The following is a 12,625-nucleotide window of genomic DNA, read 5'->3' on the forward strand; positions in this document are numbered from 1 at the left end:
GTTGATGCTAGGCGCACCATCCGGCCACGGCGAACCGGCGTTCCCAGTGTCGCTTATCGCGGTGGCTGGCTTGAATCTGCCTCCGAGGAAACCGTTACCCTATACCCGGGCGGGGTATAGCCGACGCAGGTGTCCAGAGGCTCCGCGCAGGGGTCCCGCCGAGGCAGTCGCCGCATCCGGACCGGCGCCTCCGTCGTCCCCGTACCGCAACCGCCCCCGCGCCCGTACCGTCTTGAGGCAGGCGCACGCAGAAGCCCCCAGGAGGACCCCGTGACCACCGAGCCCGACCAGTGCTCCGCGCACGCCGCCACCGGCGAGCACGGCTACACCAAGGACAAGGAGGCGCACCTCAAGCGGCTGCGCCGGATCGAGGGCCAGGTCCGCGGGCTCCAGCGGATGGTCGAGGAGGACGTCTACTGCATCGACATACTCACGCAGGTCTCCGCCTCGACGAAGGCCCTCCAGTCGTTCGCGCTGCAACTCCTCGAGGAGCACCTGCGCCACTGCGTCGCGCACGCGGCGGTGGAGGGCGGCGAGGAGATGGACGCCAAGGTCGAGGAGGCCACGGCTGCCATCGCGCGCATGCTGCGCACCTGAGGCGAGCGGCGGGTGAGGCGGCTCACGCGGGCCCGCGCTCACCCGCGAGGCGGGGCGGCAGCACCCCGTCGAGCTCCGCGGGGGCGCGGTTGAGGACCTCGTCGATCCGCTCCCGGCTCAGACGTTCCTCTCCGGCCTCCTCTGCGGCCGAGGCGGCGATCATCAACTCGCCGCAGAGCTCGATCTCCGCGAGGGCGACGTGGTCCTGCACCGCGGACCGGCGACCCTGACGCACCCGGCGGCCGGCGGCGGCGCCGCGCCCTGAGGGCGTCGTCGGCGTCGACACACACATCACCTCCTGTGCCCGCCGTCGCAACGCGTGGCACACGCACTCCGGTAACTCCGGGACGCCTCCCCAGAGTAGGGAGGTACGCACCGTCCGGGCATGGCACTTCCGAACCATTCGCCACCCGCCCGTCACGGCCCCGCCCGCGCCACGGCCGCCGAAGCCGCCGCACCGCGGTCAGGAGTGCGCGACCCGGCCCGAGTAGATCTCGCCCCGTGCCGGAGCGGCGACCCGTACCGCCGTACCGAAGCCGTGGAGCCGGACCGTCGAGGAGACGGGGACTCCGGCCGTGCCCTCGCCCCCGGTGTAGCTGAAGCGGTGGGTGACCTCCCTGAGCCGCCCCTGCCCGTCGAGGTAGGCGTCAAACGGGACGTGAGTGCGCGCGAACGCACGCTCGGCGGCGGCGAGTTGCTTCCTCGCCCCGGCGGGCGCGGCGCGCACGGCGCGTGCCAGCGCGGCCGTCCCCGTGAAGTGCCAGACGCGCACGCCGTCGCGCCGCTCCACCGCGCGCAGAGTGACGCCGCGTGCCCCGCGGAGGAGTTCGGCCGCGACGAGCGGGTCGGTCGCGCCCGCGGTGACGAGGTTGCCGTCCGGCGCCTGCTCCGTGCCGACCCGGACCCACTTGCCCTGCGGCACCCCTGCGCCCCGGTTCTTCATGTACAGCGCGCCGGGCGCCAGCACCTCGGTGACCGTACGGCGCTCGCCCGCGCGTGCGCCGGAGGCGCCGGGCGGGAGCGATACGCGCAGGCGGCCGGTGCGCTGCACGTAGTCGAAGACGCCCGCGCCCTCCAGGGTCACGCGGGTGCCGCCGCTCGCCGTCTCCATCGCGGTACGGACCTTCGACGTCCCGGTGGCGGCGAGCGTCGCCGCCGCCCGGCGCACCTGCTCGGGCCCCGGAACCGTGCGCTCCGCGGGAGCGCCCGCGCGGGCGCAGCCGCCCGCACCGAGCACGCCGGCGAGCAGAGCGGTGCCGAGCACCCCGGGCAGCAACGCCTGTCGGCCCTGCCCTCGTGCCCGCACCCTCATCGTCCGCAGTCCCTCGCCGCCGGCTCACTCCTCGTCCACTGACGAGTGCAACGAGGCGCGCCGGCCGCCCGTCACGGCCGGCGGAGGAACGTACCTGCGGGGGCGCGGAGGATCAGGCGGCGAGGTCGCTGTTCCGGTTCTCGCGCTCACCGCCCGCCGCACCGCCGCCGGAGCGCTGCGTGACGGGGCCCGCCCAGATCAGCGTGGAGAGCAGCGAGAGGCGCATCGCGTGGCGCACCAGGGGCGTCAGCGCCCACATCGCGAGCGGAGCCAGCAGCAGCGCGACCGCGGTACCGAGCGCGAGCCCGCCGACGACGTCCGTCGGGTAGTGGACGCCCATGTACACCCGGCAGAAGCACTCCAGCACCGCGAGCAGGATCGCGACGATCCCGTACTTGCGGCTGACGAGGAGGATGCCGACGGCGATCGCCATGGTGAGGGTCGCGTGGTCGCTGACGAAGGAGTAGTCCGTCTTCCCCTCGACGAGGACCTCCAGGTCCTGGTGGTCGAGGAAGGGGCGGGGACGCTCGACCAACTCCCGGATCGGGTAGTTGACGAGCAGTGCGATCACCGCGGCCAACGGTGCCCAGACGAGGCCGGCGAACCCGCTCGCCGCCTCCTGCTGCGTCTCGCGCTTGCGCACGATGCCCCACCACGTCCACAGCGCCAGCGCGACGAGGCCGAAGGCGATGCCGTACTCGCCGATGAACTCCATCGTGCGGTCGGTCCAGCCGGGGGCGTCCTTCGCCAGGCCGTTGATGTCGTAGAGCAGGTCGACATCGGGGTTGTCCCAAACAGCCATCGTGGTGCGGCCCTTTCACTCTGCTCTGCGTCGTCGCCGGTGCGGCCGGCGGCCTGCCCGTCTGCTTGCCGATCCCCCGCGGCTGCCGGAACCCGTACGGGGTTCCGTACACCCCCACTAGAACGCCGCCGGGCAGTGACAGCGTTCCGCCCTGCGGCCAAGATCACCCGGACGTTATCGAAGGGTGACTCCCTTCTCGGGGCCGGGGCGCGGGCTCATCCCGCTGTCGGCCGGGTCGCTCCGAAGTAGTTGGGGGTGTCGATCGGATCGAATCGGATCTCCGCGCCCGTGTACGGCGCATCGATCATGTGGCCTCCGCCCACGTAGATGCCGACGTGGTCGATGGAGCGCGGGTCGTCGAGGTCGGTACCGAAGAAGACGAGGTCGCCCGGGAGGAGCTCGTCCCGCTCCGGGTGCGGCCCCGTGTTCCACTGGTCGTTGGCGACGCGGGGCAGGTCGACGCCGACGCTCTTGTACGCCGCCTTCGTCAGGCCCGAACAGTCGAACCTGCCGTTGTCCTCGGGCGTCCCGTCGCCGCCCCAGAGGTACGGGGTGCCGAGTTTCTCCTGCGCGTAGTAGATGGCGCCGGCCGACTGCTTCGAGGGCTCCACCTTCTGCTTGCTGGAGGCGAACGACTTCTCCAGCTTCCGGATCGTCGAGACGTAGTTCTCGGTCTCGCCGTACGGGGGCACGCCGTCGTACTTGATCACCGCGTAGGCGCCCGCGTTGTAGGCGGCGAGCATGTTCTCCGTGGGGTCGCCCGAGGCGTCCGAGACGTACTCGGCGAGCTTGCAGTCGTAGCTCGCCGCCGACGGTATGGCGTCCTTCGGGTTCCAGACGTCGGCCTCGCCGTCGCCGTCGCCGTCGAAGCCGTGCGCCGCCCAGGTCTCCGGGATGAACTGGGCGATGCCCTGCGCCGCCGCGTGGCTCTGCGCGTCCGCGCGGAAGCCGCTCTCCTGGTAGAGCTGGGAGGCGAGGAGCGCCGGGTTGAGGGCGGGGCAGAGGTTGCCCCACTTCTGCACCAGCCCCGAGTAGGCGGCCGGGACGGTGCCGCGTGCAAGGCTGACGGACGTGTTGCCCGCACCGCCGGCGAGGTTCGCCGCGGCGACGTACGTCCCCACGACGAGCAGCGCGACGAAGAGCGCGAGCAGCCCGAGTGCTCCGCCCGCGCCCAGCAGCCAGACCTTCTTCCCCTGCACGCTCCAACCCTCCCCCATCGCCCGCGTGTTCAGTACCGCTCCCGGGTGAACGGCGTGAACGCGTCCACCGCCCGGCGGACACCGCGCGTACGCACGACCGTACGGGGGCCGCCGAACTCCGTCGCCCGGCCCGGGAGGTGGCGCCCCGTCAGGATACGGATCGGCGAGCAGCACACCGTCATGGCACAATCCGAGGGGACAACCCTCGGACTAGGTCGGTGAGTTCACCATGTTCCTGGCGGCTGACAAAGGCGATATCACCACCATCATCGGCGGCATCGCGCCCGACTGGGGCCCCTTCGGCTCCCTGGGCAACGAAGCCCGCGTGATGATCGAGGTGGTGATGGCGATAGCGATCCTCCTCTGCCTCGGCATCGCCATCTGGGGAGCCGCGAAGCAGCGGATCGGCGCGACGGCGCTCCGCGACACCTTCTCGGCCGAGCAGGGCAAGGGCCTGATCGTCGCGGGGCTCACCGGCGTCTTCATCATCGGCTCGCTCGGCACGCTCTTCACGATCGTCTACGGGATGGCGGTCTAGCCCGGCGCCCACTGCGCCCTGACGCGCCCGGCGACCGCCACGAGCAGCGCGCACGCGAGGAGCACCCCCGTGACGAGCACCGGCTCCGGCGTCCACGTCGCCCCGAGGACCGCGACCGCGCAGCAGGGATAGACGCCGCGGACCAGCCGGGTGCGCTGGAACGGCCGCAACTGCAGGTATTCGACGGCGAGTACGTAGACGGCGACCGGCACCGTCACCGTGGATCCGGCCTCCGCCTGCGTCAACTCCGTGCCCCCGATGGCCTGGTGGGCCGCGACCACGAGCCCGGGCCCGACGGCCGCGGCGCCGGCGAAGACCAGGACGTGCCCGTACCCCCAGGCCAGCACGGAGCGCAGCGACCCGGCCCGTCGGCGCATCATCGCGTGCGCCGGGAGCGCGAAGTACTGCCACCACATCGAGAAGACGATCAGCAGCCCCCCGGCGATCACGCTCGTCAATTCGCCGAAACCGGCGTGCACCTCCCCTTCGACGGCCTCCTGCACGTCCCTCGTGGCGGCCGAGATGCTCTCGCCCAGGACGATGATCGTGAAGAGCCCGTACCGCTCGCTGATGTGCGAGGTGTGCCACGGCGTCACCGCACGCCGCTCGGCCGCGACCGGAACCGCCACCTCCAGCAGCACCCCGAGGAGGAACCACCACGGCTGCCAGGACTCGGGGAGGAAGAGCCAGACGAGCCAGGCGAGTTCGGCGACGCCGATGCCGCCCGCGTACCGGAGGCAGGCGCTGCGGCGTCCCCCGTCGGGTTCCCCCGCCGCCGCCCTGAGCCACTGCGCCACGAGGGCCGTGCGCATGACCGCGTACCCCAGGATCGGGACGGTCAGGTCGAGTTGGTCGAACGCCCTCGGCACCCCGGCTGCGAGGACGAGCACGCCGGCGATCTGCACGAGCGTGGCGATCCGGTAGGGGACGTCGTCCGTGTCGTAGGCGGAGGCGAACCAGGTGAAGTTCATCCACGCCCACCAGATCGCGAAGAACGTCACCCCGAATCCGAGGAGCCCGGCGCCGAAGTGTCCCTCCACGACGGCGTGTTCGAGCCGGGAGCCCGCCTGCGCGACGGCGACGACGAAGCACAGGTCGAAGAGGAGCTCCAGCGGCGTCGCCGCGCGCCCCTCCTCCTCGTCCGTACGGCCGCGCATGGGGCGGTACCAGGAGAACCTCGGAACCCGGAGCGGTCGGCGGCGGTGCTCACTCATGCACCGATTCCAGGCCGTCGCACCCGCACACGCCCCAACGCCACGCCCCCGCGCCTCCGAACGGTCCCATCGGGAGATGTGACGGAGACTACGAGGACGGCTTGCCGCACACGGACAGTCGCAACGGAACTGCGGCTTCCGGGCCTTGACCGGGACCGTGGCGTCGGCCGAACACCCGGCAACCCTCCACAAGCTGTGGATACCCGTGATACGAGAGTGTCTTGAAGGTGCTTGCGGTGCGTCGGAGCAACCACCGAGCGTAACGATTCACCCTGTGACCCGACTCCCTGAGCGCACCGCGCACATCCGCGCGGTGGCACAGCTAACGTCGGGTGAGGGGACAATGCGGGGGACGGCAGTTGACGGCACATCACCACGCTTGAACGACAGTTGAGCGGCACAGGTCGAGGGGGCACGCCCGACATGAGCATCGGCGACGGCGGCTACGGCGAGCGCGACCACACCGGCGAGGACGGGCCGGCACACGGTCGCGACGCCTCGGGCCGCCTCACCACGAGGACACGCCTCCCCGACGGCGAACGCGTCACCAGACAGCCCGCACGCCCCGGCCGCAGCCTCGTCACCGTCGTCGGCGTCGTCGTCCTCCTCATCGCCGCGATCGCCTTCGCCAACCGCGGCGGCTCCGGCAGCCCCGAAGGCTCCGGCGAGGAAGCCGCCGACGGCAAGGGCGGAGCCGCCCGACCGACGGCGCCCACCGGGAAGAAGCCCGTCGACACCGAGGAGGGCACCATCCCCTCCGGGTTCCCGCGGACGGAACAAGGGGCGCAGAGCGCGGCTGCAAACTACGCGGTGGCGCTGGGGGGCGCGGAGATGTTCGACGCCGACAAGCGCAACGAGGTCCTCGACGCGGTCATCGCGCCGAAGGCGGTCGAGCGGTTCCGCAGCGAGCTGGACGAGACCTACTCCGCTTCGTTCCTCAAGAAGGTCGGTCTCGACAAGGACGGTTCGGCGCCCGAGGGGTACGCCTTCGTCTCGCGTACCACCCCTGTCGGCACCAAGACCGTCGACTACAGCGACTCCGGCGCGACGGTCCAGGTCTGGTGCTCCGGCCTCCTCGGCCTGGCGGGCGAGGGGTCGAAGAAGCCCGTGACCGACAGCTGGTTCACCCTCACGATGAAACTCGCCTGGAACAACGGGGATTGGAAGGCGACCGCGCAGGCCCAGAAGGCCGGTCCCGCGCCGGTGAGCGGTGACAGCACCGCTTCGGGCGCCGAGGAGATCGCGGGGGCCGTCGACGGCTTCGGAGGTTTCACCTATGCCCGCTAGCCGCCTGCGGCTCGCCGCCGTCGCCGGGCTCCTCGTCCCCCTCCAGGCACTCGCTGCCGCGTTCGCTGGCAAGGCCGCGGCCGCGCCCGACGACGACCCCTGCGCGTCGGTTCCGGGCCCCGCGCGGGACTACTGCGAATCCGGCGACGGCAACGGCGGCTCCGGGGGCTCTCCGGGCAGCGGCCCGAGCGATCCGGAGAGCCCGCTCTCCACCCTCGACCCGCTCACCTCCCTCGCCAAGGGCTGCGCCAAGGCCGCGGCGTGGACCGTCGACAAGCTCTCGGACCTGGTCAACGACACCACCAAGGTGGACTTCACCAACCCCGAGTTCCTCCGCCAGTACGCCGTCGTCTTCGCCGCCTCGACGGTCCTCACCCTCACCCTGTGGCTCCTCGCCGTGGCGAAGCGGGCGGTGCGCGGGGTACCGCTCACCCAGGCGCTCTCCGAGGCGATCGGGTTCCTCTGGCTGACAGTGATCGCCTCGGCCTTCACCCCGCTGATCCTCTACACGGTCGTCTCGGCGACGGACGCGGTCACCGACGTCATCGCCAGCGGCACCACGGACAAGACCGACCAGTTCTTCGGCACCTTCTCCAAGGCGCTGGAGAAGGGCGAGAACATCGGCGGCGGCCCGATCATGCTGATCGTCGTCTCGCTGATCTCCGTGCTCGCCGCGGGGGTCCTCTACCTCGAACTCGTCATCCGCGCCGCCCTGTTGTACGTGGGCGCGCTGCTGGGCACCGCCGTCTACGCCGGGCTCGTCGACAAGAACCTCTGGGGCCACGTACGGCGCTGGGCCGGGATCATGATCGCGGTGATCCTGGTGAAGCCGGTGATCGTGATCGTCCTCGGCCTCGCCGGGGCGCTCTCGGGGTCCGAGGGGCCCGACTCCTTCTCCGCGATCGTCTCCGGACTCGCCATCATCCTGCTGGCGATCTTCGCGAGCGCCATGATCTACCGCTTCGTGCCCGGCTTCGGCGACGAGATCGTCAACCAGCGGAACGCCAGCAGCGACCCGGCCTCCCGCGCCGGCGCCGCGATCGTCTCGTCCCCCGCGTCCCTCGTCCGCCAGGGCATCAATACCCACGGGGGCAGGGGCGGCGGAGGCGGAGGCGGCGCCGCGCCCGCGAGCGGCGGCGGCGAGGCGGCCCCGGCGAAACCGTCGAACCCCGTCTCGGGCGGCGTCGCCGCACACGGCAGCCGCGGCGGCGCACCGCCCGAACCGCCGCGCAAGGAGCCGCCCCGCCGCGCGGCCCCGCCCCCGGACAACTCCCGTACCGCACGCAGCAACAGCCCCGGAGAGAGGTGACCCTCGTTGACCACCCCGTCCACCCCCGTCGCCACTCCGCGGCGCACCTACATGATCGGCCGGGCCAGGCCCAACGCGATCATCGGCAAGAACCGCGAGACGGGCGAGATCGCGCTGATCGTCGCCGGTGCCTTCCTCGGCATGATGAGCGGCCTGATCATCCCCGTCCTCTCGCTGCGCATCCCGGCCCTCGTCGGGTTCCCGATCCTTGCGCTCGCCGCGGTCTACGTTCCGTACAAGGGCCGCACCGTCTACAAGTGGTACGAGATCAACCGCTCGTTCCGCAGACTGCGGCGCAACGGCACGACGTACCGCTCGGGCGCCGCCGAGGCGGGCACCTCGCTCGACGGCCGCGAGGTCGAGGTCGGCCCGCCGCCCGGCGTCGGGCGCATCAACTGGCTCTCGGCACCGTTCGGCCCCGACGAGCTCGCCGTTCTCCTCCACGCCGACCGCCGCACCGTCACCGCGGCGATAGAGATCGAGGGCCCCGGCGTCGGCCTGCGCGACAGCGAGGACCAGGAGGCGCTCGTCGACCGCTTCGGCACCCTGCTGAAGCACGTCGCCAACGGCGACGGATACGTCTCCCGCCTCCAGATGCTCGCCCGCACCCTCCCCGCCGACCCGGACGCGCACGCCAAGGACGTCGAGCAGCGCGGCGACGAGCGCGCCGACGAGTGGCTGCGCAAGTCCTACGACCACCTGCAGTCCATGGTGTCGACGTCGAGCGAACAGCACCGCGCCTACCTCGTCGCCTGCATGCACTACGGCCGCGAACTCGCCGCCGAGGGCGCGACGATAGCGAAGGCCGCACGGCGCGGCGCGGGCCGCAAGGTCTCCAGGGACGAGGGCCTCGCCATCATCATGGCCCGCGAACTCACCGACATCTGCGCCCGGTTGGCCGAGGCCGACATCCGCGTACGCCAGCCCCTCGGCCAGGCCCGGCTCTCCTCGCTGATCCACTCCATGTACGACCCCGACCACCCGATCGACCACATCCAGGCGATGTCGAAGCGGAACGCCTGGCCGGCCGAGCTCGACGCGCTGGAGCCGACGTACCTCCAGGCCAAGACCCGCGAGTCGAGCACCCGCGAGCCCTGGTGCCACGCCACGGCGTGGGTGAAGGAGTGGCCGATGACCCCCGTCGGCGTCAACTTCCTCGCCCCGCTCCTCGTCCACACCCCCGACGTGATCCGCACGGTCGCGGTGGCGATGGACCTGGAGCCGACGGAGGTGGCGATCGAGCGGATGCTCACCGAGAAGACCAACGACGAGGCGGAGGCGAGCCGTTCGGCGAAGATGAACCGCACCGTCGACCCGCGCGACATCGCAGCCCACGGCCGCATCGACCAGCGCGGGGACGACCTCGCCTCGGGAGCCGCCGGGGTCAACCTCGTCGGCTGGATCACGGTCTCCTCCCGCACCCCTGACGCGCTCTCCCGGGACAAGCGCACGATACGGGCCTCGGCGGGGAAGAGTTACCTGAAGCTGGAGTGGTGCGACCGGGAGCACCACAGGGCGTTCGTCAACACCCTGCCGTTCGCGACCGGCATCCGCCGCTGAGGGAGTAGCCCACCATGACCGCGCTCGATCCCCTCAACGCCCTCACCGAGGCGTTCACCAGCTTCCTCTTCGGCAAGACGGAGACGACCCGCCTTCCCGCCCGCACCTCGACGGGCCAGGCCCAGGCCGTCTACCTCCCGACGGCGGCCCCCGGGCTCGGCGACTCGGGCGTCATCATCGGCCGCGAGGTCTACAGCGGAAAGGGCTACATCTACGACCCCTTCCAGCTCTACGGCCAGCAACTCCCCGCCCCGCACTGGCTCGTGCTCGGCGAGTCGGGCAACGGCAAGTCCGCGCTGGAGAAGACGTACGTACTCCGCCAACTCCGCTTCCGGGACCGCCAGGTGGTCGTCCTCGACGCGCAGGGCGAGGACGGCGTCGGCGAATGGAACCTCATCGCCGAGCAGATGGGCATCACCCCGATCCGTCTCGACCCCACCAACGCACTCAACCAGGGCATCCGCCTCAACCCCCTCGACCCGGCGATCACCACGACGGGCCAACTCGCCCTGCTCCGCACCATCATCGAAGTCGCACTCGGCCACAGCCTCGACGAGCGCTCGGGCTTCGCCCTCAAGGTCGCGCACGCGTACGTCAACGCCACCACGGCCGCGCGCCAGCCCGTCCTCACCGACATCGTCGAGCAGCTCCGCCACCCGAAGCCCGAAGCCGCGGAAGCGATGAACGTCGCTCTCGACGACGTACGCGAGTGGGGCCTCGACGTCGCCCTCGTCCTCGACCGCCTCGTCGACGGCGACCTCCGCGGCATGTTCGACGGCCCGACCACGGTCGGCATCGACCTCGACGCCCCGCTCATCGTCTTCGACCTCTCCCACATCGACCGCAACTCCATCGCGATGCCGATCCTCATGGCGATCCTCGGCGTCTGGCTGGAGCACACCTGGATTCGCCCCGACCGGATGAAGCGGATCTTCCTCGTCGAAGAGGCGTGGCACATCATCAACAGCCCGTTCGTCGCCCAACTCTTCCAGCGCCTGCTGAAGTTCGGACGCCGCCTCGGCCTCTCGTTCGTCGCCGTCGTCCACCACCTCTCCGACGTGATGGACGGCGCCGCGTCCAGGGAGGCGACCGCCATCCTCAAGATGGCCTCCACCCGCACCATCTACGCCCAGAAGGCCGACGAGGCCCGCGCCACAGGCAAGGTCCTCGGTCTCCCCCGCTGGGCCGTGGAGATCATCCCCACGCTCTCCCCCGGCATCGCGGTCTGGGACGTCAACGGCAACGTCCAGGTCGTCAAACACCTCGTGACGGAGGCCGAACGCCCCCTCGTCTTCACCGACCGCGCCATGACCGAATCCGCCAAGGCCCCCGACACCCTCCAGGGCGAGCTCGAAGCCGACCTGGAGGCCGAGGCCGAGGCCCGCGCCCTGGCGATCGAACGCTCGACACGCAACCACACCGTCGCCTGACCAACCCCCTCACCACCACGGGACGCCGATGCCGCACGAGACCGGCCCGGAGCCGCGCAGACCCCAGCCCGCACAAAGCCGTCAAGGCGGCGTCCCGGACGGCCTCCTCCTCGCCGTCCTCGCCTTCCTCTTGGGCCTCACCCTCTTCACCTGGACGGCGACGGGCATCTCCGGCCTCCTCTCGCACGGTGCCTGGCCGGATGGCGTCACCTTCGGCCGCACACCGCTGGCCCTGCGCGAACTCGTCACGGAGCCCCACGACCTCGCAGGCGCCTGGCCCGACACCCCGCCCTCCCAGCTCTCGGGCTACGGGCTCTTCTGGGGCATCTTCATAGGCCACTTCCTCGTCCTCACGGTCTTCACGGTCTTCGCACTGGGGACCGTCGCCCGCGCGCGAGCAGCACGCGCCGCCCACCGCGCGCGCAAGCAACACCTCACCGAAATCCAGCAGTCGCCGGACTCCCCGCAGCCCGACACCGAGCCCGAAGCCCCGACAGCCGTCCCGTCCCTCACGAAGCAACCACCGGCCGCCTCCGAGGCGGCGGACCCTTCGGACGACGCACGACTCCGCATCCTGGAGGCCCCGGGCGCCGTCCTCGTCGCAACGGACGACCCCACCCTGTGGGCCGGCACCAAGGACGCCCGGGCAAAAATCGGCCCCGTCCACCTCTTCGACCCGACCCACCTGTGCGACACCCCCGACCGGCTCCGCTGGTCCCCGCACCACGGCTGCGCCGACCGCGCCGCGGCAACCTCACGCGCAGCGGCCCTACTGGCCCCGCTCCGCTCCCCGCGCCCCATCGACGCGACGACGCACACCGCGGCCGAAACCCTTCTGCGGTGCTGGCTCCAGGCAGCAGCCCTCGACGAGCGCCCTTTCCGCGAGGTACACCGCTGGGCCCAGGCCAGAACCCCCGCCACCGAACCGGTCCAGACCCTCCGCACCCACCCGAAGGCAGCACCGGGCACCGCCGGAGAGCTGGAATCCCTCCTCACCGGCCATCCGCGACTGCGCCAGGACGCAACGGAGTTGGTCCGCGCCGCCCTCTCGCCCCTCGACCGCCTCCACGTCCGCGACTCCTGCACGGCCCGCAGAGCCGACCGCATCGCGCTGGAATCCTTCCTCGACGAACTGGGCACGCTCTACGTAGTGGGCAACGAGCCGCAGACGATGCCGCTTCTCAACGCCCTCACCCAGTGCGTGGTCGAGCACGGCCGCCGCATGGCCGCACGGTCATCCCCCGGCCGGCTCGACCCACCACTCACCACGGTCCTCCCCCTCCCGGGCCTGGACCTCGCCTGACTGAACGGGGCTCTACGAAACGGCCACAAAAAAGGTGGGGAGGGGGTGCGGGGGGAAATTTCCCCTCACACTCC

Annotated in this window: 12 protein-coding genes; 7 read left to right on the forward strand and 5 right to left on the reverse strand. The window is 71.4% G+C overall.

The window, feature by feature from the left end:
* The first annotated feature begins 270 nt into the window (after nucleotides 1-270).
* Nucleotides 271-597: a metal-sensitive transcriptional regulator gene (locus UWG_RS0127485; protein ID WP_016910409.1), complete on the forward strand. Its 327-nt coding sequence runs from the start codon at nucleotides 271-273 to the stop codon at nucleotides 595-597.
* A gap of 22 nt (nucleotides 598-619) precedes the next feature.
* On the opposite strand, the gene UWG_RS0127490 is transcribed toward UWG_RS0127485, so the two are convergent.
* The 4 genes from UWG_RS0127490 to UWG_RS0127505 all read right to left on the reverse strand — a co-directional run bounded on the left by UWG_RS0127490 (nucleotide 620) and on the right by UWG_RS0127505 (nucleotide 3,928).
* Entirely contained in the window at nucleotides 620-883 is a 264-nt protein-coding gene (locus UWG_RS0127490; RefSeq protein WP_016910410.1) for a hypothetical protein, read from the reverse strand.
* Between the two features lie 177 nt (nucleotides 884-1,060).
* Entirely contained in the window at nucleotides 1,061-1,909 is an 849-nt protein-coding gene (locus tag UWG_RS0127495) for a hypothetical protein (protein ID WP_029391825.1), read from the reverse strand.
* A gap of 112 nt (nucleotides 1,910-2,021) precedes the next feature.
* On the reverse strand, nucleotides 2,022-2,711 hold the full coding sequence (locus UWG_RS0127500; RefSeq protein ID WP_016910412.1) for a phosphatase PAP2 family protein: 690 nt from the start codon (nucleotides 2,709-2,711) through the stop codon (nucleotides 2,022-2,024).
* A 215-nt stretch (nucleotides 2,712-2,926) separates the two neighbouring features.
* On the reverse strand, nucleotides 2,927-3,928 hold the full coding sequence (locus UWG_RS0127505) for a C40 family peptidase (RefSeq protein ID WP_033196410.1): 1,002 nt from the start codon (nucleotides 3,926-3,928) through the stop codon (nucleotides 2,927-2,929).
* Nucleotides 3,929-4,139: 211 nt separating this feature from the next.
* On the opposite strand from UWG_RS0127505, the gene UWG_RS0127515 reads away from it, so the two are divergent.
* A complete protein-coding gene (locus tag UWG_RS0127515; RefSeq protein WP_016910415.1) occupies nucleotides 4,140-4,448 on the forward strand; it encodes a hypothetical protein in 309 nt (102 codons plus the stop codon).
* Here UWG_RS0127515 and UWG_RS0127520 read toward each other — a convergent pair.
* Nucleotides 4,445-5,605 carry a low temperature requirement protein A gene (locus UWG_RS0127520; RefSeq protein WP_016910416.1) on the reverse strand — a complete coding sequence of 387 codons (1,161 nt, stop codon included), beginning with the start codon at nucleotides 5,603-5,605 and terminating at the stop codon, nucleotides 4,445-4,447. The genes UWG_RS0127515 and UWG_RS0127520 overlap by 4 nt on opposite strands.
* A 480-nt stretch (nucleotides 5,606-6,085) precedes the next feature.
* On the opposite strand from UWG_RS0127520, the gene UWG_RS0127525 reads away from it, so the two are divergent.
* The 5 genes from UWG_RS0127525 to UWG_RS0127545 are packed head-to-tail and all read left to right on the forward strand — an operon-like array spanning nucleotide 6,086 to nucleotide 12,551.
* Nucleotides 6,086-6,949, forward strand: coding sequence for a DUF8175 domain-containg protein (locus UWG_RS0127525; protein ID WP_016910417.1), 864 nt, complete (start codon nucleotides 6,086-6,088; stop codon nucleotides 6,947-6,949).
* Entirely contained in the window at nucleotides 6,939-8,258 is a 1,320-nt protein-coding gene (locus tag UWG_RS0127530; protein WP_016910418.1) for a hypothetical protein, read from the forward strand. The genes UWG_RS0127525 and UWG_RS0127530 overlap by 11 nt, the downstream gene beginning before the upstream one ends.
* Nucleotides 8,259-8,309: 51 nt before the next feature.
* Complete coding sequence (locus tag UWG_RS0127535; protein ID WP_420235650.1) at nucleotides 8,310-9,818, forward strand: SCO6880 family protein; 1,509 nt, start codon at nucleotides 8,310-8,312, stop codon at nucleotides 9,816-9,818.
* Nucleotides 9,819-9,832: 14 nt separating this feature from the next.
* On the forward strand, nucleotides 9,833-11,248 hold the full coding sequence (locus UWG_RS0127540; protein WP_016910420.1) for an ATP-binding protein: 1,416 nt from the start codon (nucleotides 9,833-9,835) through the stop codon (nucleotides 11,246-11,248).
* A gap of 28 nt (nucleotides 11,249-11,276) precedes the next feature.
* Nucleotides 11,277-12,551: a hypothetical protein gene (locus tag UWG_RS0127545; protein ID WP_016910421.1), complete on the forward strand. Its 1,275-nt coding sequence runs from the start codon at nucleotides 11,277-11,279 to the stop codon at nucleotides 12,549-12,551.
* Nucleotides 12,552-12,625: the final 74 nt, after the last annotated feature.

Source organism: Streptomyces xiaopingdaonensis (genome assembly GCF_000262345.1).
Taxonomy (GTDB): Bacteria; Actinomycetota; Actinomycetes; order Streptomycetales; family Streptomycetaceae; genus Streptomyces; species Streptomyces xiaopingdaonensis.

Bases quoted from the DNA above. Each gene is read 5' to 3' on its own strand.
- UWG_RS0127495 (WP_029391825.1), bottom strand. From the start codon at position 1,909: ATGAGGGTGCGGGCACGAGGGCAGGGCCGACAGGCGTTGCTGCCCGGG.
- UWG_RS0127500 (WP_016910412.1), bottom strand. From the start codon at position 2,711: ATGGCTGTTTGGGACAACCCCGATGTCGACCTGCTCTACGACATCAAC.
- UWG_RS0127505 (WP_033196410.1), bottom strand. From the start codon at position 3,928: ATGGGGGAGGGTTGGAGCGTGCAGGGGAAGAAGGTCTGGCTGCTGGGC.
- UWG_RS0127515 (WP_016910415.1), top strand. From the start codon at position 4,140: ATGTTCCTGGCGGCTGACAAAGGCGATATCACCACCATCATCGGCGGC.
- UWG_RS0127520 (WP_016910416.1), bottom strand. From the start codon at position 5,605: ATGCGCGGCCGTACGGACGAGGAGGAGGGGCGCGCGGCGACGCCGCTG.
- UWG_RS0127525 (WP_016910417.1), top strand. From the start codon at position 6,086: ATGAGCATCGGCGACGGCGGCTACGGCGAGCGCGACCACACCGGCGAG.
- UWG_RS0127530 (WP_016910418.1), top strand. From the start codon at position 6,939: ATGCCCGCTAGCCGCCTGCGGCTCGCCGCCGTCGCCGGGCTCCTCGTC.
- UWG_RS0127535 (WP_420235650.1), top strand. From the start codon at position 8,310: ATGATCGGCCGGGCCAGGCCCAACGCGATCATCGGCAAGAACCGCGAG.
- UWG_RS0127540 (WP_016910420.1), top strand. From the start codon at position 9,833: ATGACCGCGCTCGATCCCCTCAACGCCCTCACCGAGGCGTTCACCAGC.
- UWG_RS0127545 (WP_016910421.1), top strand. From the start codon at position 11,277: ATGCCGCACGAGACCGGCCCGGAGCCGCGCAGACCCCAGCCCGCACAA.